Annotated in this window: 27 protein-coding genes; 11 read left to right on the top strand and 16 right to left on the bottom strand. The window is 65.9% G+C overall.

What is annotated here, in order from left to right:
- The first annotated feature begins 168 nt into the window (after positions 1-168).
- Positions 169-765, top strand: coding sequence for a dihydrofolate reductase family protein (locus KNN17_RS10130; RefSeq protein WP_241708712.1), 597 nt, complete (start codon positions 169-171; stop codon positions 763-765).
- Positions 766-787: 22 nt separating this feature from the next.
- Entirely contained in the window at positions 788-1,285 is a 498-nt protein-coding gene (locus KNN17_RS10125) for a hypothetical protein (RefSeq protein ID WP_241708698.1), read from the top strand.
- Positions 1,286-1,295: 10 nt separating this feature from the next.
- Here KNN17_RS10125 and KNN17_RS10120 read toward each other — a convergent pair whose 3' ends face one another.
- Positions 1,296-2,033, bottom strand: a complete 738-nt coding sequence (locus KNN17_RS10120; RefSeq protein WP_241708697.1) for a hypothetical protein — start codon at positions 2,031-2,033, stop codon at positions 1,296-1,298.
- Between the two features lie 194 nt (positions 2,034-2,227).
- On the opposite strand from KNN17_RS10120, the gene trxA reads away from it, so the two are divergent.
- The 4 genes from trxA (at position 2,228) to KNN17_RS22430 (ending at position 3,953) form a co-directional block, all read left to right on the top strand.
- Positions 2,228-2,554, top strand: a complete 327-nt coding sequence (gene trxA, locus KNN17_RS10115) for a thioredoxin (RefSeq protein ID WP_241708695.1) — start codon at positions 2,228-2,230, stop codon at positions 2,552-2,554.
- A gap of 65 nt (positions 2,555-2,619) precedes the next feature.
- Positions 2,620-3,009, top strand: a complete 390-nt coding sequence (locus tag KNN17_RS10110; RefSeq protein ID WP_443627371.1) for a heavy metal-responsive transcriptional regulator — start codon at positions 2,620-2,622, stop codon at positions 3,007-3,009.
- Positions 3,010-3,078: 69 nt separating this feature from the next.
- Positions 3,079-3,549 (top strand): cupin domain-containing protein, encoded by a 471-nt coding sequence (locus KNN17_RS10105; RefSeq protein WP_241708693.1) that lies wholly within the window; start codon positions 3,079-3,081, stop codon positions 3,547-3,549.
- A 23-nt stretch (positions 3,550-3,572) separates the two neighbouring features.
- Complete coding sequence (locus KNN17_RS22430; protein WP_241708691.1) at positions 3,573-3,953, top strand: carboxypeptidase-like regulatory domain-containing protein; 381 nt, start codon at positions 3,573-3,575, stop codon at positions 3,951-3,953.
- 5 nt (positions 3,954-3,958) lie between these two features.
- Here the strand turns inward: KNN17_RS22430 and arfB are convergent, their stop codons facing one another.
- On the bottom strand, positions 3,959-4,381 hold the full coding sequence (gene arfB / locus KNN17_RS10095; protein ID WP_241708690.1) for an alternative ribosome rescue aminoacyl-tRNA hydrolase ArfB: 423 nt from the start codon (positions 4,379-4,381) through the stop codon (positions 3,959-3,961).
- Positions 4,382-4,429: 48 nt separating this feature from the next.
- Entirely contained in the window at positions 4,430-5,014 is a 585-nt protein-coding gene (locus KNN17_RS10090) for an HhH-GPD-type base excision DNA repair protein (protein ID WP_241708689.1), read from the bottom strand.
- A 136-nt stretch (positions 5,015-5,150) separates the two neighbouring features.
- Here KNN17_RS10090 and KNN17_RS10085 point away from each other — a divergent pair, with 136 nt between their 5' ends.
- The 3 genes from KNN17_RS10085 to KNN17_RS10075 all read left to right on the top strand — a co-directional run bounded on the left by KNN17_RS10085 (position 5,151) and on the right by KNN17_RS10075 (position 7,798).
- Positions 5,151-6,023, top strand: a complete 873-nt coding sequence (locus KNN17_RS10085) for an NAD-dependent epimerase/dehydratase family protein (protein ID WP_241708685.1) — start codon at positions 5,151-5,153, stop codon at positions 6,021-6,023.
- Between the two features lie 8 nt (positions 6,024-6,031).
- Positions 6,032-7,063 (top strand): aldo/keto reductase, encoded by a 1,032-nt coding sequence (locus KNN17_RS10080; RefSeq protein WP_241708684.1) that lies wholly within the window; start codon positions 6,032-6,034, stop codon positions 7,061-7,063.
- Between the two features lie 90 nt (positions 7,064-7,153).
- Positions 7,154-7,798 carry a hypothetical protein gene (locus KNN17_RS10075; RefSeq protein ID WP_241708683.1) on the top strand — a complete coding sequence of 215 codons (645 nt, stop codon included), beginning with the start codon at positions 7,154-7,156 and terminating at the stop codon, positions 7,796-7,798.
- Positions 7,799-7,855: 57 nt separating this feature from the next.
- On the opposite strand, the gene KNN17_RS10070 is transcribed toward KNN17_RS10075, so the two are convergent.
- Both KNN17_RS10070 and KNN17_RS10065 read right to left on the bottom strand, forming a co-directional pair.
- Complete coding sequence (locus KNN17_RS10070) at positions 7,856-8,041, bottom strand: hypothetical protein (protein WP_241708682.1); 186 nt, start codon at positions 8,039-8,041, stop codon at positions 7,856-7,858.
- Positions 8,038-8,736 carry a biosynthetic peptidoglycan transglycosylase gene (locus KNN17_RS10065; protein WP_241708680.1) on the bottom strand — a complete coding sequence of 233 codons (699 nt, stop codon included), beginning with the start codon at positions 8,734-8,736 and terminating at the stop codon, positions 8,038-8,040. Before KNN17_RS10065 ends, KNN17_RS10070 begins: the two co-directional genes overlap by 4 nt.
- Before the next feature lie 364 nt (positions 8,737-9,100).
- On the opposite strand from KNN17_RS10065, the gene KNN17_RS10060 reads away from it, so the two are divergent.
- Positions 9,101-10,000 (top strand): diacylglycerol/lipid kinase family protein, encoded by a 900-nt coding sequence (locus KNN17_RS10060; RefSeq protein ID WP_241708679.1) that lies wholly within the window; start codon positions 9,101-9,103, stop codon positions 9,998-10,000.
- Between the two features lie 14 nt (positions 10,001-10,014).
- Here KNN17_RS10060 and KNN17_RS10055 read toward each other — a convergent pair whose 3' ends face one another.
- The 11 genes from KNN17_RS10055 to KNN17_RS10005 all read right to left on the bottom strand — a co-directional run bounded on the left by KNN17_RS10055 (position 10,015) and on the right by KNN17_RS10005 (position 23,076).
- Positions 10,015-11,247, bottom strand: a complete 1,233-nt coding sequence (locus KNN17_RS10055; protein WP_241708678.1) for a cytochrome P450 — start codon at positions 11,245-11,247, stop codon at positions 10,015-10,017.
- A complete protein-coding gene (locus tag KNN17_RS10050; RefSeq protein WP_241708677.1) occupies positions 11,244-12,959 on the bottom strand; it encodes an FAD-dependent oxidoreductase in 1,716 nt (571 codons plus the stop codon). Before KNN17_RS10050 ends, KNN17_RS10055 begins: the two co-directional genes overlap by 4 nt.
- Positions 12,960-12,975: 16 nt before the next feature.
- Positions 12,976-14,076, bottom strand: coding sequence for an ABC transporter permease (locus tag KNN17_RS10045; protein WP_241708676.1), 1,101 nt, complete (start codon positions 14,074-14,076; stop codon positions 12,976-12,978).
- A complete protein-coding gene (locus tag KNN17_RS10040; protein WP_241708672.1) occupies positions 14,076-15,185 on the bottom strand; it encodes an ABC transporter permease in 1,110 nt (369 codons plus the stop codon). Before KNN17_RS10040 ends, KNN17_RS10045 begins: the two co-directional genes overlap by 1 nt.
- On the bottom strand, positions 15,182-16,120 hold the full coding sequence (locus tag KNN17_RS10035; RefSeq protein WP_241708670.1) for an ABC transporter ATP-binding protein: 939 nt from the start codon (positions 16,118-16,120) through the stop codon (positions 15,182-15,184). Before KNN17_RS10035 ends, KNN17_RS10040 begins: the two co-directional genes overlap by 4 nt.
- Complete coding sequence (locus tag KNN17_RS22635) at positions 16,113-16,859, bottom strand: VWA domain-containing protein (protein ID WP_372489653.1); 747 nt, start codon at positions 16,857-16,859, stop codon at positions 16,113-16,115. The genes KNN17_RS10035 and KNN17_RS22635 overlap by 8 nt, the downstream gene beginning before the upstream one ends.
- Positions 16,860-17,400: 541 nt before the next feature.
- A complete protein-coding gene (locus KNN17_RS10025; RefSeq protein WP_308196790.1) occupies positions 17,401-18,285 on the bottom strand; it encodes an AAA family ATPase in 885 nt (294 codons plus the stop codon).
- Positions 18,286-18,328: 43 nt separating this feature from the next.
- Complete coding sequence (locus KNN17_RS10020; RefSeq protein ID WP_241708665.1) at positions 18,329-19,264, bottom strand: XdhC family protein; 936 nt, start codon at positions 19,262-19,264, stop codon at positions 18,329-18,331.
- A gap of 1 nt (position 19,265) precedes the next feature.
- Positions 19,266-21,659 (bottom strand): aerobic carbon-monoxide dehydrogenase large subunit, encoded by a 2,394-nt coding sequence (locus KNN17_RS10015; protein ID WP_241708664.1) that lies wholly within the window; start codon positions 21,657-21,659, stop codon positions 19,266-19,268.
- Positions 21,656-22,192 carry a (2Fe-2S)-binding protein gene (locus KNN17_RS10010; RefSeq protein WP_241708660.1) on the bottom strand — a complete coding sequence of 179 codons (537 nt, stop codon included), beginning with the start codon at positions 22,190-22,192 and terminating at the stop codon, positions 21,656-21,658. Before KNN17_RS10010 ends, KNN17_RS10015 begins: the two co-directional genes overlap by 4 nt.
- Positions 22,193-22,197: 5 nt before the next feature.
- A complete protein-coding gene (locus KNN17_RS10005; RefSeq protein WP_241708658.1) occupies positions 22,198-23,076 on the bottom strand; it encodes an FAD binding domain-containing protein in 879 nt (292 codons plus the stop codon).
- Between the two features lie 214 nt (positions 23,077-23,290).
- Between KNN17_RS10005 and KNN17_RS10000 the strand changes: the two genes are divergently transcribed.
- Complete coding sequence (locus KNN17_RS10000; RefSeq protein ID WP_242598706.1) at positions 23,291-23,617, top strand: YciI family protein; 327 nt, start codon at positions 23,291-23,293, stop codon at positions 23,615-23,617.
- Positions 23,618-23,657 lie beyond the last annotated feature (40 nt).

Here is a 23,657-nt window from a genome sequence, read left to right as displayed (position 1 = left end):
TTTTCAATGAGTCAACGCGGTCCCTTGAACCCCCGACCGCTCCGGGGATAGCATGGCCGCCACCGGACCCGTCCGTCCCGGGCCTTGCGGCCGGGCGGGACCGACGTCGATCAACTTCGAGGAGGAGGCGTGGGCGAGACAACTGCGGCTGCGTCCTCAGCGGAGCTGATGGTCGACCTGATCATCTCCCTGGACGGGTATGCCTCGGCCGTGGGATGGCCCGGCTGGTGGGGCCTGGAGGGGCCGGAATACCTTGACTGGCTTCAGCAGGAGGGGGAGAAGGGCTACACCTTCCTTCTCGGGGCGAACACCTACCGGCTGATGTCCAGGATGTCCGAGGAGGCGGCGGCCGCGAGCTCGGGATTCTCCGATGATGAGGGGGCTACCCTCACCGGCCTTGCCGCCGTGCCGAAGGTCGTCTTCTCGTCCACGTTGCAGGCGCCCCTGACGTGGCCGAACTCGGAGCTTGTCACCGGGGACGCGGTCCGGGCTGTGGCGGAGATGAAGCGGACCCGGACAGGACCCTTGAGCACTCTGGGGAGCGTCAGCTTGTGCCGGTCACTGCTGAGCGCCGGACTCGTGGACAGGTTCCGGCTGGTCGTCTTCCCCGTGATCACAGGCAGCACCGGTCGGGAGCGGATCTACGACGGCTATCCGGACGTTTCGCTCGAAATGGTGGAGAGCAAGACCTTCGATGGTCGGCTCCAGCTGCTCGAGTATGTCCCCACAGTACTCAGCGGTCCGCCGGGCAGCGGCGCGGTGTGAGCCAATGCGACGGGAAGCGGAGGTGAGTTCGACGATCTTGGTGACGGGTGGTACCGGCACGCTTGGCCGGCTCGTGGCTTCGCGCTTGCGGGATGCGGAGGACGTCGTGGCAGGATCCGGGAGCCCCTTCAGCACACTCCGCGCAACCCAGTTCTTCGAACTGACGCTGCTGACTGCGCGCGCCATGGCGAAGCTTCCCGTCATTCCCGTGCCGAAAGGCTTCCGGTTCCAGCCGGTGGACGCCGGCGAGGTCGCGGACCGGCTCGTGGAGCTGGCCCTCAATGAGCCGGCCGGCCTGGTGCCCGATCTTGCCGGGCCGCTCTGCTATCCAATGCGAGACCTCATCCGCTCCTATCTCTCCGCGGCCGGTCAGCGACGCCTTCTCGTTCCCGTTCACATGCCGGGGAAGGCCGCCAAGGCGATCAGGGAGGGTGCAAACCTGTCCGAGGAAATGGCCGTCGGGCGGAAGACCTGGGATGAGTTCCTCACTCAACGGGTGCCCGGTGTGGTCGGGAGGTGACGCGGCGGATTCAGTGCGGGGCGGCATGCCTGGCCCGCGCCGCCGGTTCAACGAAGTCCACGGCATACGGTTTGGTGGCGGAGCGCTGCAGCGGAGGTCGTAAGCGCACCTGATAGGCGCCGTTTCGGAACTTGTAGCGGGGATCCATCTGGATCACCAGGAGCGGCTCCTGGCGGGAAGCATCCACCCGCAGCAGCATTCCGTGCCGTCGACCATCGACGAGCAGCGGGGTGGCCGGCTCGACGGCGGTTCCCTTGAGGAGCTCTTGATATTTTGGCCCCGCCGCTAAGAACAGGACTCCGTGGGAGAACCCGACGACGCGTAACGGGATGACCTGGTCAGGCTGCCGGGTGGGTTGGGGATGTCTTGCGTGTTCGTGCACGGGAGGCTCCATGGCCGAATTCAGGGATGGATCGCATTCCGGGCACCTGGTCCGCATCCCGACGTCGGCCAAAAGGGTCACGAGCAAGCCTCGGGGGGCGCTGCTCCATTTCTCGGCGACGACGCGGCACCACGCCGGGTGGTACTCCTTTTCGTATTTCATGACATAGACCTGATCTTCGCCGAGGAGGGGCTTGCCCTCCCGCCGGGTGGCCGGCTCGACAGGCTTGAGGGCGCCGAGGCCTTTGGCATCTGCGCGGCCCGCGTCACTGCCCTTGAGGTACGTGCGGATCCAGGGACTGAATGATCGTTTTGGGCTGGGAATTGCGGGGCCTTCCTGTGCGGAGGGAATGCGTTCTTCCCTCATTACCCCCTACCTAGCTTGATGGGTTTTCGTTCGACTCGCCAGTCCGGCCGCCCGCCGTTCCCCTTGACTTTTCCCTTGGGGGAAGGTGCGAAGGTGGAGGGCACGGCAGGCTTCCAGTCGGGGTGACAGCGAAGGGGACGGAGCGCAGGAGTAGTCCGGCATCACAGACCGGGCCATTCAATAGGGGGAAAAGCATGGCAAAAACCAAGGAAGTCACCGACGCGTCCTTCGACGCCGAGGTGCTGAAGTCACCCAAACCCGTCGTCGTGGAATTCTGGGCGGGTTGGTCTGGACCCTGTACCAGGCTCTTCCCGGTCCTGGAACAGCTCGCGGTGGAATACGCCGACAAAATCGATGTCGTCAAAGTCAACGTCGACGAGAATCCCGAAACCGCGGTTGCCTTCGGGATTAGCTCTGTTCCGTCGGTGTTCCTGTTCAAGGACGGCGAACGCAGAATCTCCGTGATCGGGGTGGGGGCGAAGAGGTACTTCGAAATGGAGTTCGCTGAATACTTGCGCTAGTCCGCCTTCACCCCATGAACGCCTTCCCCTACAGTGGAGGTCAACGGGGGAAGACGAGGTGCATGGTGCGAATCGGTGAAGCTGCCCAGGCGGCGGGTATGACCAGCAAGGCCTTGAGATTCTATGAAGAGCACGGGTTGCTGCCTGCGGCGAAGCGCACTGCCAGCGGATACCGCGATTACCCGGACGAAACCATCAATCGGCTCGACTTGATCCGCCGTGGGCGCGCCGCAGGACTGGCACTCGCGCAAATTCGTGAAATCCTGCTTTTGCGTGACGCAGGCCGCGCCCCTTGTACCCATGTTCGCGACCTTCTGGCCGGGCAGTTGGCCGACCTCGACGCGCAGATCGCCGACCTCGTCGCGCTGCGCACCACCGTCGCCGGATACCACGCTGCCGCGGCTGCCGCGGATCCGGAGGCGTGCGACGCCGATAGGATCTGCAGCTACCTCTGACGACCGCATCACTACTGACGCGCCTATCATTGTCTCAGGGGTGCCGCCACTGCTTCGCGGAGGATGAAAATGAGCCCTGACTCACAGCCGAATTGGCGCGACCACGGAGTCAAAGTCATTCCAGGTTCGCAGCTCGATCCGAACACACCCCAAACCCCTGGCATGGCGAGAGCCGCGGCAATCACGCATGCCCGGGCGGGAGCCAACAAGCTGTGGGCGGGCACCGTCACCATTGATGCCGATGCCAAGACCGGGGCCCACCATCACGGGGAACTGGAAAGCGTCATCTACGTCGTCAGCGGCCGGGCACGCATGCGGTGGGGAGACAGCCTGGAGTTCGTCGCCGACGCCGGGCCGGGCGACTTCATATTCGTTCCGCCGTTCGTACCCCATCAGGAGATCAACGCAAGCCAGACCGAGGCGCTCAATTGGGTCCTTGTCCGCAGCGGCCAGGACCCAATAGTCATCAACCTGGATATCGAGTCCGCTGAGCCACCGGAAATAGTCCGGTGGATCGATCCCCTTCACCCTGCGCCCTGAATCGACACATATTGGTGAGTGCAGTGAAGCGATTCCCCGTGACCCTGCTGGCCGCGGCCCTGTGGTTGGGCGGATGCGCCGGTCCGGGAGGTCCGGACGCGGGGCATACCGGCGTTGTCACCGGCATTGTCCTGACCGCCCCGGCATGTCCCGTCGAACGTGTCGGTCAGGAGTGTCCGCCGCGCCCCGTCTCGGGCGCCGCGGTTGTCGCCTTGGACGGGGACGCTGTCCGAGGCTCGACACGGACCGACGGCACTGGTTCCTTCCATCTCACGCTGCCTGACGGTCGTTACGTGATCAAGGCGAGCAACATCGGCGGTTACCTTTCGACGGCGACCCAGACGGTGGTCATCTCGCAGATCCCCGTTCATGTCACGCTGGTTGTCGACAGCGGGATTCGCTAAGCGAGCTACTCGGCGGACGGCCGTTTTCGTTGTTGTTTCGTCGCCGCCCGGTGTTCCTTTGAGACCCGGTGCCGGCGCTTCGAGCTCCGGGTGGGTTTGCTCGCCCGTCGGGCAGCCGCTTCGGGAGCAAGACCCTCCGCCACGAGGCGCGAGAGCTTGGCCAGTGCGATTTCGCGATTCCGCAACTGGGACCGTTGCTCGGAGGCGGCCACGGTGATCACCCCGGCAACGAGACGGGGTCCAAGACGCGTGACCAGCAGCAGCCGTTGGTCATCGGAAAGCGCTGCCGAGTCGGCGACATTCCATGACAGTTCGACGCGGCTGTCCGAGGTGTTGACGTGTTGACCGCCAGGCCCTGGCGAGCGGGAGAACCGCCAGCCGAGTTCCGACGTCGGAATCGTGAGCGCGGGCGACACTTCGAGATCCATGCTGCAAGCGTTTCACGATATGGGCGGGAACACCCGCCCCGCTGCTTCTCAGCTTCCGGAGGCCTTCGCCGCTTTGATCGCGGCTTTGGCAGCCTGCTTGTTGGCGCGAACTTTTCTCAGCGACTCCGGATCCACGATGTCGGCGACAGAAAGAAAAGCGCTCTCCTGGCCGTAGGCGCCGGCAGCCTCGCGCCAACCTTGTGCCTGGAGTCCGCGCTGCTTCCCGAGCAGTGCCAGGAAGATTTTTGCCTTTTGCTCTCCGAAGCCGGGCAATTCCTTCAACCTGCGGAGCACCTCCTGGCCGTCCGGGTTGTCCTGGGTCCAGATGGCAGTGGCGTCTCCATTCCAATCGCGCTGAACGGTCGCGGCGAGATCCTGGACGCGGCCGGCCATCGAGCCGGGGAAACGGTGGACGGACGGACGCTCCTTGAAGACCTCAACGAAACCTGCAGGTTCATATTCGGCGATTGCGGCGGGGGACATGGATCCGATGCGCGTCCGGATCTTTTCGGGTCCGGCGAAGGCAGACTCCATGGTCACCTGTTGGTCTAGCAGCATGCCGATGAGAAGTGCGAACGCGTCATCGCTGAGCAGCTGGTCGGCGGCGGGGTCGCCGGTAATGTGCAGTTCCATGCGCCCATCCTCCCACCTTGATTAGTCCCGCGGGAGCGGGTGCCTGACGTTCCTAGGATCCGGAGGGCCATGCGCAGGAGCCGGTTTCTGCCCTAGTGTCGATGAGGAGACCAGCAAGCCTATCGAAGGAGTACCGATGAGAATTGCAGTGACGGGTGGAAGCGGAAAACTGGGCCGGCACGTGGTGCGCCGGCTGAGCGGGGACGGCCACCAGGTGTTGAACCTGGACCGTGCGGGCGAAAGGAGTCCGGGCCTGGCGATCGTCGACCTGCGTGACTATGGCCAGGTGCTGGATGTGTTCCTGGGCCTGGACGACCGGCACAGCGGCTTCGACGCCGTCGTGCATCTGGGGGCCATCCCAGCACCCGGCATCGTCCCGGATGTCGCGACATTCGAGAACAACATGCTCTCGACGTACAACGTGTTCCAAGCGGCCCGCCGGGCCGGGATCAAGAAGATTGTCTACGCCTCGAGCGAGACGGTGCTGGGACTGCCGTTCGACGTCGACCCTCCCTATATCCCGGTGGATGAGGAATACCCGGCGCGGCCCGAAAGCACCTATTCGCTCGTAAAGCACCTCGAAGAGCAGATGGCCATCGAGTTGACGCGCTGGGACCCTGGGCTGAGTATCGTGGGGCTCCGGTTCTCCAATGTCATGGACGTGGAGGACTACGAGCGGTTCCCGTCCTTCGACGCCGACGCGAGGCTGCGTAAATGGAACCTATGGGGTTACATCGACGGCCGGGACGGCGCGCAGGCCGTGGCCCGGGCCCTTGAATACGGCAAGCCCGGATTCGAGGCATTCATCGTGGCGAACGCGGACACCGTCATGAGCCGGTCCAGTGCCAGCCTGGCTGCGGAGGTGTTCCCTGACGTGAAGGTGGTCAAGGACCTGGAAGAGCACGAGACCATGCTCTCCATCGACAAGGCCAGGCGCTTGCTCGGTTTCGAGCCCGAACACACATGGCGCACCTATCATTCGAACCGCACTACCCCCGTCGAGGATTGAGGAACAGCATGCAATACCGCACTTTGGGCAACAGCGACGCCGTGATTTCGAACTACGCGCTGGGAACCATGACTTTCGGAGCCGAGGCAACGGAGGAAACGTCCCGCGCCATCCTGGACAGCTACGTCGAGGCGGGCGGCAACTTCATCGACACCGCCGATGTCTACAGCGCCGGCGCATCGGAGGAGATCATCGGCCGCTGGCTGGCCGAGCGGCCCGACGCGCGGGACCGCGTGGTGCTGGCCACCAAGGGCCGCTTCCCCATGGGGACGGCACCGAATGACGTCGGCACCTCCCGCCGCCACCTCACCCGGGCGTTGGACGATTCGCTGCGCCGTTTGGGCGTGGAGCAGATCGACCTCTACCAAATGCACGCGTGGGACCCCATTACGCCGTTGGAGGAGACGCTGCGTTTCCTGCACGACTCCGTGAGCAGCGGCAAGATCGCGTACTACGGTTTTTCCAACTTCCTGGGGTGGCAGTTGACCAAGGCCGTCCACGTGGCCAAGGCCTTTGGCTGGAGCGCGCCGGTGACGTTGCAGCCCCAGTACAGCCTGCTCGTCCGCGAAATCGAATCGGAAATCGTCCCGGCGTCGTTGGATGCCGGCATCGGGCTGCTGCCGTGGTCGCCGTTGGGTGGCGGATGGCTCTCCGGTAAGTACAAGCGCGACGTGCCGCCCACCGGGGCCACCCGCCTGGGTGAAAACCCGGAACGTGGCATGGAGGCATGGCAGGCCCGCAACGACGACCCCCGCACCTGGGACGTCATCGGGACAGTGGAAAAGATCGCAGCGGATCATGGCGTCAGTGCTTCCCAGGTTGCACTCGCGTGGTTGGCGGACCGGCCCGCCGTGACCTCCGTGATCCTCGGCGCCCGCACCACGGAACAGCTCGCGGACAACCTGGCCGCGGCAGACCTGGAACTCAGCTCCGAGGAAACAAGCCGGCTCACGGAGGCCAGCCAACCGCGCGTCGGCGTCTATCCGTATGGTCCGATGGCGCAGAACCAGCGCAGCCGGAAGATCGAGGGCGGCCGGTAACGCACAGCGCCGGGCGCCCGGTCCCGTGCCGGGCGTCGTAGACATCCGACGTCGATTGCCCACAACGCGGGACAGGCGTTGAATGTGGCTATGGTCGACTGGGTATTGCTCTCCAACCTCGGCACCGCGCTTGGCACGACTGTTCTCGCCGTCGCGACGTTCATCTCCACGAGATCGGCCAACCGATCTGCACGGCTGGCCGAGCGCGCCCTGCTGAATGGATTGCGCCCCATCCTGTTGCCCTCCAACTGGTCTGACGCGCCCCAGAAGGTGCGGTTCATGGAAGGCAAGTGGATGGTGGTGCGCGGGGGCCATGCCGCTCTCGAGATCAGCGACAACGCTGTGTACCTGCTGATGTCGGTGCGCAATGCCGGCGCGGGCGTGGCGATCCTGCACGGCTGGCACCTTCCACCGGACTCCAGGGCTCCGTTGTCGCCGGTGGGGGAGTTCCACCGGCTGACCCGGGACATCTACGTGCCAGCCAATGACGCCGGATTCTGCCAGGTCGCGATCCGGGACCCGGAGTCGGCCGACTTCCGCAACGCCACCGCGGGAGCGGCTGGCGAGGGCTTCGCCGTCGACGTGCTCTACGGAGACGCCGAGGGCTCGCAGCGCGTTGTCTCCCGTTTCTTCATCACCCCGGGACCCGCGGGCGCAGGCCACGACGACGACGTCGACTGGCTGCTGATGGTCTCGCGCCACTGGAACCTGGACCTGCCGGCGCCGCGTGGCTGAGCCCGGAGCCTCCCGTCGGGGCGGGATTTGCTCCCGGTTCGACGCCGGTAGGCACACCTAACCGGCTTCGCCCTGAATGCGGTCCTTCACGCTTTGGGGCATGGTCGAGCATGCGTCGTTGTCGGAGCGCTGGTCGGCATGGCTGTCCGCAGTGTCCGAGATGCCGATCGTCCCAACGGCTCCTTGCCATCCGCCCAAGCCAACGAGCTGCCGGGGGACCCAGACATTCGCGGCCCCGTTCACAAGGTTCCACACGGCGGGGTCGACGCCCGCGCCCAGATAGATGCCTCCCTTGGGATCCCGCTTGACCAGGTCCGGCAGCGGAAGGACGCCCATGAGCTGCGCGGATTGACGTCGGTCATATTCCACGGCGGTGTTCCGAAGTAGTACCAGCTGGCGGCGCAGACGCCATACAGATGGGGGCCGAACTGGGCATAGTTCAGGTACAGCTCCAAGGTGCGCTGAGGGCTCAAGGTGTAGCTGAACTGGGTTGCCAGGACGGCTTCAATGCCCTTCCGGACGGCGTTTTGGTCGTCCCAGAGGAAGATGTTCTTGACTAGCTGCTGGGGGATCGTGGAACCGCTCGGGTCGGGCTTTCCTTGGAAATATGCCTGGGCCCTCGCCTGGAGGTCGCCGAGGTCGAAGGCCCCGCTGCGTGTGCCGAGCTGTTCGTCTTCGTGGGCGATGGTCGCGGCCAGCAAGTGCCGGCTCATATGGTTGATCGAGACGAACTGGTAGACGTTGGGTTCACCCGCCTCCAGCATGTATGCGGTGCGCGCCGGCGTCACGCCCATGCTGAACATGAAGGCGATGATTTGGACCAGGACCAGCGGGGTGATCAGGGCCAGCAAGAGCTTGCGGCGCCATTTCCGTTTGGATCGCTTGGCCTTCTTGCCGTTTGCAGGGGCCGGCGGTTGGGCTTGATCAGGCTCCGTCACGGGCCGCTTCAACGGGTCCTGCACGGCTCCCTCCGGCTCCATGGCGACAGGCACGGGGTAGCTAGTGACTTTGGCCCGCGCCTGATGAGTGCGGCCCGCTGAAGGACGGCGCCCTGGCTGCGGACGCCGAGGCGAGGTCGGTGGTGTTGGATTGTCCATCGGTCTGCTTTCGCTTCTCGTCCCGCACGGAACCCCTGAAAGGGGTTGAGGATGGCACGAAAGTCTACCGGGCCTTGCTGCTTGTTCAGTTCAGCCAGGCGCGCTCAGCCGGGTAAGAGCAGTCCTCGCCGACGGCCCGTAGGGTGCGGCGGAGGATTGTAAGTACACTTAGCGAAGTGATCACGAGCGAAAATCGGAGCGGCACATGACTTCTGCACGGACGTTTGAATCGATCGTCATCATTTTCAATCCCAACAGCACCGGGGATGCGCGCAGACTGGCCGAAGGTCTGCAGAGTGAGCTGAAGGGTCTGCTGAGCTACCCGGTGGACATCAGGCTCCAGCCGACCGCCCGCGCCGGACATGCCATCGAGCTGGCACGGGATGCGGTGAGCGGCGGCGGGGACGTGTTGGTGGTGTCCGTCAGCGGTGACGGCGGTTACAACGAGGTTGTCAACGGCGTGATGCAGGGCGGAAATCCCCAAGCCGTCTGCGCGGTGCTTGGGGCGGGCAATGCCAATGACCACCGGCGGAGCACCGGCACCCAGCCGCTCGGTGAAGCGATCGCCGCGGGCAGTGTGCGGAGCATCGACTTGCTGCGCGTCCACACAGGCAAAGGATCGGACTCGCCCGCGGAGTACGCGCACTCCTATGTTGGTTTTGGACTGACCCCGGTCGTGGCGATTGACCTGGAAAAGGGCGGCAAGGGGGCCCTGAAGGAAATGGTCTCCGTGATGCGGACCTTCTCCAAGTTCGAGCCCTTCGAAATACGCCAGGCCGACGGCAAGCGCCGCCGTTTGGACAGCCTCGTGCTCGCCAACATTCCGGAGATGGCGAAGTACGCCACGCTCAGCGACGCGGACGACAAGCTCGCTGACGGCAAATTCGAAGTGGTCCTCTTTGCCCACAGGCCAAAATGGCGGGTCCTCTTGATGGCGCTGCGGGCCGCCACGATGGGGCTGGGGGACCAGCCCAGCATGAGCAGCTATTCGTTCACCACCATCGAGCCGCTGGCCTATCAGATCGACGGCGAAGTCAAGTCCGTTGATGCGAACGTCCCTGTCAGAATCGAGTGCGCTCCGGCGGCCCTCTCCACCCTGGGATAGGACGGCGCGGGGGCCTAGCGCCGCGCCACGACGCCGTCGATGTCGATCGGCAGGTGCGAAGGCCCGCGCAGGAACGGGCTCGGCCGGTAGCTCGGCGGATCCTCCACGAGCCGCGGGTTCTCGAGCCTGCGGGCAAATGCCGTGAGTGCGGTCTGCGCCTCGAGTCGCGCGAGGGGGGCGCCAAAGCAGAGGTGGATCCCGCCGCCAAAGCCCAGATGCTGGTTGTCGCGCCGCTCCGGGATGAACACGTCGGGGTCGGCGACGTGGGCGGGGTCGCGGTTTCCCGCGGCCAGGAGCAGGGTGATCGAGGAGCCCGCCGTGATGGTCGTTCCGCCGATGTCGATATCGTCGAGGGCTGTGCGGAACGGAATGAAATGGACCGGCGGCTCGTAGCGCAGCAGCTCCTCGACCATCGGGATGGCCAGATCCGGGTCGTTGCGCAGCCTCCGAAGTTCGTGCGGGTGGCGAAGCAGGGTGAGGATCCCGTTGGAAATGAGGTTCACCGTGGTTTCGTGTCCGGCAATGAGCAGGAGAAGTCCGGTGCTGACCAGCTGATCGGCAGGCATGCGGCCTTCAGGGCCGTCATCGGTGGCAAGCGCAGAGAGCAGGTCGTTTCCCGGGGACTGGCGGTGGGCTTCCACCAGTTCTTCCATGAAGGCCCGTAGTTCCTTGCCGGCTTCGGCTCTCTTCTTCTGTTGCGTTTCCGGGTCGAGCCCGGGGTCGGTGGATTGCAGGGCGACTTCCACCCAGGCCCGGAACCGGTGTTCGTCTCCGGGGGCTACGCCGAGAAGCTCGCAGATGATGGTGACGGGCAGCGGGTATGCCAGTTCGTCCACGATGTCAACGGTCCGGCCCTCCATCTTGTCGATCAGATCCGTGACGATGTCCGTCATCCTTGGCTCCATCCCGGCGACGCGGCCCGGCGTCGTGGGTGGGCCGAAGTGTCGCATGGTGATTCGCCGGAACTTGTCGTGGTCGGGCGGGTCCATGCTCAAGAACGTCGGAGACATGCCGGGGCCGTCTCCGTTCTCTCCGGCTGCCGCCGCGGCTGCGACCGGGTTGTGGCTGAAGTCGGAACTCACCCGGGGGTCATGCAGGAGCGCAGCGATCTCTGCGTAGCCGCTGGCAACATACGCGCCGTCCTGAAGCATGGCCACGGGCGTCCGGCGGAGCTCAGCGTATAGCGGGTAGGGATTGGCCCTGTGTGAGTAGTCGAGGATCTGCTCCCAAATGTTGTCCACGGTCATGGTGACCCCTCCTTTGTCCTCGCGGCGCTTTCCGCCGGTCTGCGTGACGGTGTTTCGCCGGCGGCGGGGTTGGTCAGCCTCGCCCGGCGTTCATTCGGATCGTGTCCGGTGACGACGACGGTGGCGTCCTGCGTGGGGCTGGGCGCGGCTTTGAACCCTGCCGGCACGGGATCGGCATGGGTTGCTTCGTCGACGTGGTGGAATGCCGGCGGGAACGGGGCTGCTTGCTCGATCAGCGGTTCGTAGAAGTCGAGCCACTTGTTCTGGTTGAAGGCGACCGCCGCCACGATGCGGCCCTTGTACCCGTAGACGGCCAGGAATCGCCGCTGCGCCACCGACCCTTGGACGATGGCGACCTCGTCGGCGGCCGAAGGCACTCCCACGCTTTTGATCTCGGTGCCGAATTGAACCGACCAGAATTTCGGCACCGCCAAGTGCGGCCACCGTTCGGTCTCCCGGCTGACCATGTTGTGCGCTGCGACTTCGGCCTGCGAGATGGCGTTGCCCCAATGCTCGACGGCGAGGTATTGATATCCGTACATCGGCTGCGGTGCGCGCGCTATGTCGCCGGCGACGAAGACGTCGTCGGTGACCAGTCCGTTCGCGTCGAAGGCGCGGCAGCCGGCGTCGCACGCGACGCCCCACACTCCGCATGCCAATCCGGAATCCGCGAGCCATTCGACATTGCGGACGGAACCCAGCGCGGCCACCGCGACGTCGACTTCAAGGGTTGTTCCGTCCGACAGAACGGCACGGCGCAGCTGCCCCGTGGCATCGCCTTCAAGGGACGTGACCCGGACACCGCAGCGCAAATCCACGCCGTTCTCGAGTTGCAGTTCGCCGGCTATTGCGCCGATTGTGCCTCCCAAGGCAGCGACGAGCGGAGCCGGACCAGCCTCGGCGACGGTGACCTGCAGGCCCAGTTCGCGGCACACGGAAGCGACTTCGCAACCTATGAATCCGGCGCCGATGACCAACACCCGACGGGGATGGCCTGCGAGGAGGTGGCGCAGGGTGGCGGAGTCCTCCTGGGTGCGCAACGTCAGCACTCCTGCAAGGGCGGCCTCCGCCGTGTTGGGCCAAGGGCGGGAGCGCAGGCCGGTGGCAATCAGCAACTTGTCGAAGCCGATCCGGTTGCCGTCGGCGAGTTGGACCTGCTTCGTCGCCAGATTGAGGCTGGTCGCGGCCACGCCCAGCCGCCAGGTGGCGCCGATGTCCCGGCGCTGGGGCAGTGAAGTGTCCGCCGACCGGAATGCCCCTGCGAGGAGCTGTTTCGACAGCGGCGGCCGGTCATAGGGTTCGTGCGGTTCCTCGCCGATCAACGTCAGGGAGCCCGTGAAGCCCTCCTCACGCAGCGCCTCTGCGGCGTGGAGTCCCGTCAGTGAGGCTCCGACGATGACGATCCGTCCGGTTTTCTTGAAGGCGCCTCCGTTGTTGAGCACGGGGTCGGACATTCCGGGCCGCGTGCTTGTTTGGTAAGCCACGTCCGGACCGGACTGTCCATCGAGGGTGCCCGGGGCGGGCGGCTGTTCGAGCCGGATGGCCTGGACCGGACATGCAGCGGCAGCGCGCCGGACCTTCGTGCCCTGTGCGTCGTCGGGGTCCGGGTCGTACGTGAGCGCCTCGTCTCCCTGGATCGTGAAGACATCCGGGGCAAGAAAAGCGCACTGGGCGTAACCCTGGCATTTCGTGAGATCGACGACGATCCTCATGCCGAGTTTCTCCTTCCTAGTAATCGACGAGCCGCCGTCTAAGGGACAGCGTCCCTAACGCGAGCCCGACGGCGGCTGTCGCCATGAGCACCGCGAAGTCGCGGCCCAGGTTGTCGGTCGACTGGTAAAAGATCGCCGCCTCGAGCGCGTCCACGCCGTAGAAGGTCGGGGTGAAGTGCGCTATGGCCTGGATCCATCCGGGCAGGAACGCTGCAACACTGATGCCTCCGCTGAGGAAGAACAGGTAGATCGATAGGTTGATTCCGGCCCCGGCGACGGCTGAGAAGCGCCGCAGCGCACCTCCCAGGGCAGTGCCGAGCCCCGAGGCCGCCAGCGCGATCAGCCCGATCGCGGCCAGCGCCGGCAACCAATACCAGCCGGCAGGCCGGAGGACCCCGAAGGCGAACGACAAGACCAGCACCACCGCCGCCACGAGCATCGTCGTGACCCAGCACGCCAGGATTTTGCCGATGATCAAGGTGCCGCGGGCGATCGGCGAGAGCAAAAGGGCCTTGATGGTCAGATCCTCGAACTCACGGGCGGCGGCCAGTCCGCCGTTCACGATTCCCATGATCGTGAGCAGGAGCACCAGGATCGGCACGAGCTGGAACTGGACCAGGTCGACGTCGTGCGGCCTCAAGTCAGATTCGGCGACGCCCACCATGATCGGCGTGTCCGGCTGGCCGGCATAGAAGGTGGTAATCGCAGCGGGAACCGAGCGGCGCAGATCGTTGGTGAAGTCGAGGTTCAGGTTGTTGATCTGCACGCTGACGGGGTCGGGCCGCTGTGCCCGGAAGTCGTCGTCGAACGTGGCCGGCACGGTAATGACCGCCGCAACCTGAAGGGTGTCCAGCAGGTGTGTGGCTTCAGCGGGGTCGGCACGCTGGACGCGGAAGGCATCCGAGTTCTCAAGGATCGAGACGAGTCGTTGAGCCTGCGGTCCGCTGTCCTCCACCACCAGCGCCACCGGGTTGCGGCCCACCGCACCGGCCACCACGAAGATGATCAGCATGAACGCGACAGGCGGCAGGAGGCTGGCCAGAATCGCCGACGGCGTGCGGAACCAGGTCAGGATGTCTTTCGCCGCAATGGCGAGCACGGCACGTCCGGCGGCCATTAGTGCCCCGCCCCCCGCCGGCCGAACACGAAAGCCGCGCACCCGATGGCCACCACGGTGAAGGCTGCCAGCACGATCGCGTCGACAGCAAGGCCTTGCGGAGCAGTCTGGTAACCGTGGAAGGCGTGCTGGAAGGCCGCGATCGCATACGTGAGGGGCGATATCGCGGCGATCGCGCCCGGGATGGCACCCAGCCAGTTCGCCGGCCCGAACGGTCCGCTCAAGAAGAACAGGGGAAGGACAGCCGCGATCGACAGGGGGATTGCCTGCTGTCTCCTACGGACCAGCGTCCCGACAAGGACACCGAGGGCGAGAAAGGTCGCAAGAATCAGGAGTCCGAAGCCCACTACTTCAAGGGGATGGAGCGGGCGGACTCCGATAAAGAGGACCACGACGGCGAGTAGCAGCAGCGCGGATGCCGAGGCGAGGACTGCGGCACCAAGTACCTTGCCCACACCGATGGTCAGACGGCTCACAGGCGCCAGCGCGAGTTCCTTGATGGTCCCGAGCTCGTAGTCGCGCGCGGTATTGACGCTGCCCTGCAGTTGGGACGCGAGCATCAGGCCGGCAACCATGATGCTCACGGCGAGGTAGGGGATGTAGCCGGTGTCCTGGGCCTGCACATCGGACTCGCGGGCTGTCACCACCACCTGCTCGGGGAAGGCATCCGCGTAGAAGGACGTGATGGACAGCGGAACGGCCCGCCGGATGTCGTTGGTGAAGTCGACGTTCAAGTTGTTGACTTCCACCGGAATCTCGATCCGCTCTCTGGCGGCGAGGGCGGAGTCGAACCCTTGCGGCACGGTCACGACGGCGACAATGCCGCCGGAGCGGATCTCCCGTTCCGCATCGGCGGGGGTCGCGGTGTGGATGATGAACGAATGCGCGCCGTCCATGGCCTGGACGAAGCGTTCCGCGAGCGGACCATGGTCATTCATCACCACGGCGATCGGTGCCTGGCCGCCGCTGATCGCGAAGAGCAGGAAGAGAAGCAGGAAGTTGATCGGGATGAGGACGCCGATGACCGCGAACAAGGGTTCCCGGAGGGTCAGGCGGATGTCCGTTGCCGCGACGGCCCGGACCACACGCAGGTCATGGCGGAGGCTCATTCCCGAAGCTCCTTGCCTGTCAGGCTCAGGAAGACCTCGTCGAGGCTCGGCTCCCGGCTCTGGATCTCCTCCAGGCTGGTTCCACCGACGACGGCGGTCACCACCCTGCCGGTGGCATCGGCGCCGCCCTCCACCGTGACCTTCAGCGAGCCGTCGGAAGCAATTGCCGAGACAACGCCGGGGAGCGCGAGAACCGTTCGAACGATCTCCTCCCCGGGCGCTGGACGCGTGCGCATTTCAAGCACCGTGTCGCCGAAGCTGCGCCGCAATTTGGACGGCGAATCGAGCGCTACCAGTCGTCCGCGGTCGATAATGGCCAAGCGATCGCACAAGGCGTTGGCTTCCTCAAGGTAGTTGCTGGTGATGAGTACGGTGGTGCCGTGATCCTTGAGCTCGAGGATCCGGTCCCAGAGGGCATGCCTGCTTTGCACGTCGACGCCGAGGGTCGGTTCGTCGAAGTAGAGCAGCTCGGGTTCGTGGAGCATGGCCCGGACCAATGCGAGCCTTCGCTTCATGCCGCCGGAGAAAGTTGAAACGCGGCTCTTCCGGCGTTCCACCAACTGCGCAAGCTCAAGCAGCGACGTGATCTTTCTCTCGAGGCCGTGCCTGGGCACGTCGAAGAGGTCGGCATGAAACCGGAGGTTGGCCTCCGCCGTGAGTTCCTCGTACAGGGCGTTCTCCTGCGGCACTGTCCCGAGCGAGCGCCGGATCCCGCGCGGATCCTTGAGCAGGTCGACGCCCAGAACCGTGACGTGGCCGGAGCTTGGGCGGCTGAGGCCGCTGATCATGTCGATGGTGGTCGTCTTGCCTGAGCCGTTGGGTCCGAGGAGGCCGAAAATCTCCCCGCGTTCAACCTGCAGGCTGAGGTCGTCGACGGCGGTGAGGGAACCGAACCGCTTCGTCACGCCAACAAGATCTATGGCGGTCTCAGTCATGCCTGTCCTCTCCTGACCTGTTCAGTTGCCCTACGCGGCCGTTTCCGCGGCCCCTTGCCGGACGTGACCGCTGCGAGCGGATGGCGGTTGCGGCTTCCGCCAACGCGGCGTAATTGTGGCCGCTGACGAAGGCGTCGCAATAGGGCAGCGCAGCGGCCATACCACCTGCAAGCGGTTGGAAGTCCGTCCCCGCCTTCCTCGGATTGACCCAGACGATCCGGAAGGCGAGGCGCCGCAGCCTCGCCATCTGGGCGTCCACCAGTTCCGGTGCGTCCTGGGCCCAACCGTCCGAGAGCACCACAACCACCGCACCCCGTGCCAATCCACGGCGTCCATGGCCATCGATGAACCGTTGGATGCTCTCCGCAAGGCGGGTGCCACCCGCCCAATCCCGGGCGGCGGCGGCTCCCAGCGCCAGGGCTTCGTCAGCGTTGCGGTTCGACAGCTGCCGGGTCAGCCTGGTCAGCCGGGTGGAAAACACGAAAGCTTCGGCCTGGGCCCCGGCTACTGCGCCTTGAAGCAGGGAAAGGAAGACCTGCGTGTACGGTTCCATGGAGCCGGATATATCGCACAGGAACACCAAGCGGCGCGGACGCGGACGACGGCGGGCATAGACAAGGGAGCTCGCGTCACCGCCGCTGCGCCGGGCCGCGCGGATGGTGCGCCGGAGGTCCAGCTTGGCGCCGCTGCGGGTCGACTGGCGTGTCCTGCGGCTTCGTCGCTCCGGGGTAGCCAGCATGATGCGCCGCACCAGCTGGCGCACGCGGGCTGTTTCCTCGGGGGTGAGCTCGGCGAAGGACTTCTCATGCAGGTGCTCGTCAGGGGAGGCCATCGCCAGGATTGCCTCGACCCAGGGTGCGTCGGATTCGCCGTTCCCGCCCTCCACGCCGGGGGTGGCGACGGGTGTCCGCGACGCCGGGACGCGGCTGCCCGCATGAGCGGGTACTCGTTCGCCGGGAGCGGCCCGGATGTGCTCTGCCGCGCGGCCTGCCGGAGGGCTGTTGGCATCGCCGCGGGTGTCCGCTGGATCGAGGATCCCGTCAAACGCGGCAGAGAAGACGGCATCGAATACCGGCAGTTGTTCGTGCGAGGAGACGAGGGCCACCCGGCACGTCCAGTACAGCGGCTCTCGCGCAAGAGGGGGAACGAGCCTGAGTGCCTGCGCCAGCCAGGCCACGCGATCAGGAGAACCCGGCAGCCCGGCACGGCGCAGGGCCGTGCTGAGCCCCACCGCCAAAGCCGCGGCATCGACATGCGCCAGGCCATTCCTGAGCGGGTATTCAGTCATGGCTGCCGGCCACCCACGCGGGGCCACGCGCCCAGGCCGTGTCCAGATCGTCGCGATTCTTCAGGACCGAACCCCAGGTCTGTTTCACCGCGGCCGGGTCCAGCCGTTCCACGCCGAGCACCGTGAGGGCGGCCACCCAGTCGATTGCCTCCGCGATCCCCGGGGGTTTGGCCATGTCCAGGGACCGCAGCCTCGTGATCGCGGCTGCGGCGTCCAAGGCGAGCGGCTCGGCGCTCCCGGGCACCCTGCGCCGCACGATCGCGGCGATGCGCTCGGGCCGGGGGTAGTCAATCCAGTGGTAGAGGCAGCGCCGGGTCAGCGCGTCGTGCAGGTCCCTCGTCCGGTTGGAGGTCAGGACGACGACCGGCGGATGCGTGGCCCGGATCGTGCCCAGCTCCGGGATCGTCACTGCGGCCTCGGCCAGCAGCTCGAAGGTGAAGGCCTCGAACTCAGCGTCCGCCCGGTCGATCTCGTCCAACAGCAGGACGGCCGGGCGCGGCCCGCGATGCTCGATCGCCTTCAGCAGCGGTCGACGCAACAAATACTGTTCCCCGAAAAGATCAGCCTCTTCCACGCGGACGTCCCGGACCTCGGCCAAGCGGATGCCCAGAAGCTGCCGTTGGTGGTTCCACTCGTAGAGGGCCTCGCCCACATCTATGCCCTCGTAGCACTGCAGACGGTACAGGGGAGTGCCGAGCACCTTGGCCAGGGCCTTCGCCGCCTCGGTCTTCCCGACGCCGGCCTCACCCTCCAACAGGATGGGTTGCGGCAACCGGACGGACAGGAACAGAGCGGTGGCCAACCCGACGTCGGCAAGGTAGTCGCCGTCGTCGAGGGCGGACATGAGCGCGGAAACATCCGGGACAAGCCGCCGCACCTCGTCTTCCGCGCCCGAGCGCGCCGCTCGGGCGGCGGGGGGTTCACGACGCGGTGGCATAGTGTTCCGGATCGGCGAGGAAAGCCCTCCGGCATCCAGCGGAACAGAAGTTATACGTCGTTCCTGCATGCTCGGCGTGCAACGTCGACTCCACAGCCGCGACGCTCATGCCGCAGACGGGATCCACGGCGCTCGCAGGTTCGGCGCTCGCCGGAACCGGATCCGCCGTCTCAGTCTCCGCCGCCGCAGCGGACCTGCCAAGGTGGCGCACGGACACAAGTTCCGCCAGTATCGACAGCGCGATTTCGGCAGGTGTCCGGCCGCCCAGCAGCAGGCCCGCCGGGCTGTGCACCTGCGCCCGCTCGTCGTCGTCGACGTCGAGCGAGGCCAGGACGGCCGCGCCGCGTGTGCGGCTCGCGACGAGGGCGACGTACGGTACCCCCAGCCGGAGCGCTGCCTCCAACGCGGGCTCCTCGTCCCGACCCTGGGACGCGACGATGAGGGCGGCGTCGTCGGCCCGCGGTTCAGCAGCGGTTCCGTCGCTGAGTTCCATGTCCAGGTCGAGGATGGCACCCAAGGCAGCCAAGGCCTGCGCCACGGGGGTTGCACCGACTACGACCACCCGGGGAGCGGGCATGTGCGGCTCAAGGAAGATCTCCACCGCGCCGCCGCTGAGGCAGGGGTTGGCGACCTCGACGGCGCCCTCCTCGCGGGTGCGGGACGGTTCGCCGGGAACAACGCGGAGCAACAGCGGTTCGTGCTTGGACAACGTCTGCAATCCGTATTCGCGCACGGAAGCCTCGACGCATGTGCCCCCAAGGAACCCGTCGATGTCTCCGTTGGCCAACACCAGGGCGGTGTCCCCGGCATGGGCACTGGTGGGATGCTGCGCGCGCACTACCGTGGCGCGCACAAACGGTTCCCGACGTCCTACGAGTTCCTGCGCCTTCGCGGCCAAGGCTTCTCCGTGCAAGGGCATGTCACACCGGTGGCCTGGCTCGGCCCTGCATGGCCTCCCACACCCGGGCGGGCGTGCACGGCATATCCATGTGGGTCACGCCGTACGGCGCCAAGGCATCCACGATGGCGTTGACGATGGCTGGAGGGGATCCGACCGTGGCCGATTCGCCGATGCCTTTGGCGCCGATGGGGTGGTGAGGGGACGGTGTGACGGTGAACCCTGTCTCCCAGTCGGGGACTTCCATCGCCGTCGGGATGAGGTAGTCCATGAAGGATCCGCTGAGGCAGTTGCCGTCCTCGTCGAACGCGATGATTTCCATGAGCGCCATCCCGACGCCGTCGGTCAGCCCGCCGTGGACCTGGCCTTCGATGATCATCGGGTTGATCCGGGTTCCGCAGTCGTCCACCGCGATGAAGCGCCGGACCTTGACGTGGCCGGTCCCGGCGTCGACGTCCACCACGCAAATGTAGGCGCCGAACGGGAACGTCAGGTTGGGAGGGTCATAGGTCACCTCCGCGTCCAGGTTGCCGTCGATGCCGTCCGGGAGAGCCACTGTGCCGTGGGCGCCGAACGCGATCTCGGCGATCGTCTTGCCGGCGCTTGGATCGCCTTTCACGAACCAGCGGCCCTTTTCCCACTCAAGGTCCTCGGGCCGCGTCTCAAGCATGGCCGCCGCAATGAACCGCGCCTTGTCCCGGACCTTCCGCGCCACCAGCGCCACCGCGCCGCCGCTGACCGGCGTCGAGCGGCTCCCATAGGTGCCCAGGCCGAAAGGCGTTTGGTCGGTGTCGCCGTGGACGACGTCGATGCTCTCCGGCGGGATGCCGAGCTCCTCGGCCACGATCTGGGCGAACGTGGTCTCGTGGCCCTGCCCCTGGCTCTGTACCGAGATCCTGACGACGGCCTTGCCCGTGGGGTGGACGCGGAGTTCGGCGCCGTCGGCCATCCCGAGTCCGACGATGTCGAAGTGCTTGCGGGGCCCGGCGCCGACGGTCTCGGTGAAGAAGGAGACGCCGATGCCCATGAGCTCGCCGCGCTCCCGCTTTTCGCGCTGCTCGCGCCGGAGGTCCTCGTACCCGGCCATGTGCATGGACAACCGCATGGCGGGCTCGTAGTTGCCGGAGTCGTAGACCCAGCCGGTCTTGTTGGCGTAAGGGAATTGTTCCGGTTTGATGAAGTTCTTCAGCCGGAGCTCTGCCGGATCCATCTCCAGTTTCCGGGCCAGGATGTCCACCATGCGCTCCACGAGGTAGACAGCTTCCGTCACGCGGAAGGAACAGGCGTAGGCCACGCCCCCGGGCGCCTTGTTGGTGTAGACACCCGTGACTTTGCAGTAGGCCGCCTTCAGGTCGTAGCTCCCGGTGAAGATGGAGAAGAAACCGGCCGGGGTCTTGGTGGGCTGCGCGGTCGCGTTGAAGGCGCCGTGGTCTGCCAGCACGCTGGTCCGGACTGCCAGGATCTTGCCTTCCTTGGTGGCTGCGATCTCGCCCTGCATGATGTAGTCGCGGGCGAACGACGTCGACATCAGGTTTTCCGAGCGGTCCTCCACCCATTTGACCGGCTTGCCGGTGACGATCGAGCCGACGACGGCCAGGACGTAGCCGGGATAGATGCCCACCTTGTTGCCGAAGCCCCCGCCGATATCGGGGGAGACGATCCGGATCTTGTGCTCCGGGATGCCGGCGACTATCGCGTACAGCGTCCGGTGGGCATGAGGGGCCTGGGTTGTTTCGTAGAGTGTCAGCCTGCCGTCGATCGGGTCGAAGTCCGCCACGGCACCGCAGGTTTCCATGGGTGCAGGGTGCACTCTCGGGTACACGACCTCCTGGGTGAGGACGACGTCGGCGGCGGCGAACACCGCCTCGGTTTCAGCGGCATCGCCGATCTCCCAATCGAAGATCCGGTTGTCCGTCCGGCCCTCGATATCGTCCCGGATGACCGGCGCGTCGGCGTCGAGGGCGTGGCGGGCATCAATCACGGGTGGCAACATGTCGTATTCGACGTCGATCAGCTCGAGGGCGTCCCGGGCGGCGTAGCGGTCCTCTGCGACGACGAAAGCGACCTCCTGGCCCTGGAAGCGGACCTTGTCCGTGACAAGGACTGCCTGCACGTCCGCCGACAGGGTAGGCGCCCACGCGAGGTTGAGGGCCTGCAGGTCCTTGCCGGTGATGACCGCACGGACGCCGGGATGCGCCAACGCTTCGGACGTGTCTATCGACACCAGCCGGGCATGCGCGACGGGTGCGCGCAGGATGGCTCCGTGCAGCATGCCGGGCAACACGATGTCGTCGAGGTAATTGCCCTTGCCGCGGACGAACCGCGGGTCCTCTTTGCGCTGGAGGCGGCCGAACCCGATCGGGCGGCCCGGGTCTCCGGCCGCCGGGTTGGGTGCATGCTCCTGAACGGTGGTCATGCCGTCACCTCTTCCGCGGTGGTGCCGGCGGCACCGCCGTCGTCCGTCCCAGCGTCCGTCTCAGTGTCCCAACCAGGCGGGTGGGCTGCGGCCCATTGCACCGAGCGGACGATCGTCGCGTACCCGGTGCACCGGCAAATCTGGCCGGAGATGGCTTGGCGGATTTCGGCGTCGTCGGGATGCGGCTTGCGGTCCAGCAGGGCCCTGGCGGTGAGCATCATGCCGGGAGTGCAGAATCCGCATTGCAGGCCGTGTTCCTCCATGAACCCTTGCTGCACGGGATCGAGCGTGCCGCCGACGGCCAGTCCCTCGACGGTCCGGATGTCGTGTCCGTCGGCCATGGCTGCCAGCACGGTGCACGACTTCACCGGTTGTCCATCCATGAGGACCACGCAGGTTCCGCAGTTGCTCGTGTCGCATCCCCAGTGCGTGCCGGTCAATCCAAGGTTTTCGCGGATGAAGTGGACCAGCAACACGCGGGGTTCGATCTCCCGGGTCACCTCGTCCCCGTTGACCGCCATGCTGATCTGCATTGCCTTCAGCCTTCCTGTGCACCTGCGGCACGCGCACAAGCACGGCGCAGGACCCTGCGGGTAAGTTCGTCGGCCAGGTGCCGTTTGTAGTCGACCGGCCCACGCTGGTCGTCCACCGGGTGGCATGCGGCGGCTGCGATGCGTGCGGCTTCGACGAACAGCTCTTCATGCGGCTGTTGTCCGAGGAGCACGGCCTCGGCCTCGGGAATAGTGCCGTCCAGTCCGACCGCCGTCAGCCCGATTGCGGCCTCCTCCACCGTGCCGTCCGCGGCCAGCCCGACGGCGGCCCCGGCCGCGACGACCGCCCAGTCACCCACCCGCCGTTCCACCTTTTCATAGGCGCTGCCCGAGCGCGGGCGGATCGCAAAGCGGACTTCGTACAACAGTTCGTTTTGCGCCACCGCGGTTTCGTAGGGGCCGCGGTGGAAATCCGACATCGGGACGGTCCGTTCGCCGTCGGGCCCGCGGATCACGGCCTGGGCGCGCAGAACATCGCAAACGGTAGAGAGGTCTTCCGCCGGATCGGCCTGGCAGAGGGAGCCGCCGATTGTTCCGCGGTTGCGGACCACAGGATCCGCGATCACCTGCTCGGCGTCGTGAATGATCGGGAAGAGATCGGCGACGTCGGCGGACTCGAGGAGCGCCGTGTGGCGGGTCAATGCTCCCACGCGCAACTCTTCACCGTCCCGGCGGATGAATTCCAGTTCCGCCAGGTCGTTGATGTCGATGAGCCACTCCGGCCGCGCCAGCCGCAGCTTCATCATCGGCAGCAGGCTGTGTCCGCCTGCGATGATGCGCGACTCGGGACCGTGGCGTTCGAGGAGGGCCAGCGCGTTTGCGACGTCACTCGCGCGCTCATAATCAAATGGAGCCGGAATCTGCATTGTCCACCCCTTAGGGCCAGACGTCCTGCCGCGCGCAGGACGCGAACCTATGATCAGTCTTGCCCCCGCCCTTGTGGGTGTCAACATGGTCAAGGGGGCAGGATCACGGCCTTTTTTGCTTGAAGAAAAGAATTTCCGTGGCAGTGTCCTTTTCGCGGGGTCCCGCCCGTCGTCATGGTGTATCAACCGATAAAAAGGAGTCATCGTGGAGTACATGCTTTTCATTTGCAGCGATCCAGCAGCGCCGGAATATGTCGCCGCCGAGGACAATATCGAGGAATGGGTGGCCGAGATGGAAAGCCGGGGCGTGAGCCGCCACGGTGATCGGCTGCGTCCTGTCGAGGACGCGACCACCGTCACGGTGCGGGCGAGCGAGGTGGTTGTCTCGGACGGCCCGTTCGCGGAGACAAAGGAATGGATTGCCGGATACGACATCATCGCGTGCGCCGATCTCGATGAGGCCATTGAGGTGGCGTCCAAGCATCCCATGGCACGATTCGGCAAGATCGAGATCAGGCCAGTGTGGCCGCTCGGGCTGTAGCGGTACGCCCGGTGGCCGGCGTCGTGAACGTGGGAGGGGA

The sequence above is a fragment of the Arthrobacter bambusae genome, assembly GCF_022606295.1.
Lineage (GTDB): Bacteria > Actinomycetota > Actinomycetes > Actinomycetales > Micrococcaceae > Arthrobacter > Arthrobacter bambusae_A.
The sequence above is the reverse complement of the archived record's forward strand: the minus strand, read 5'-3'. Positions and strand labels throughout refer to the sequence as shown.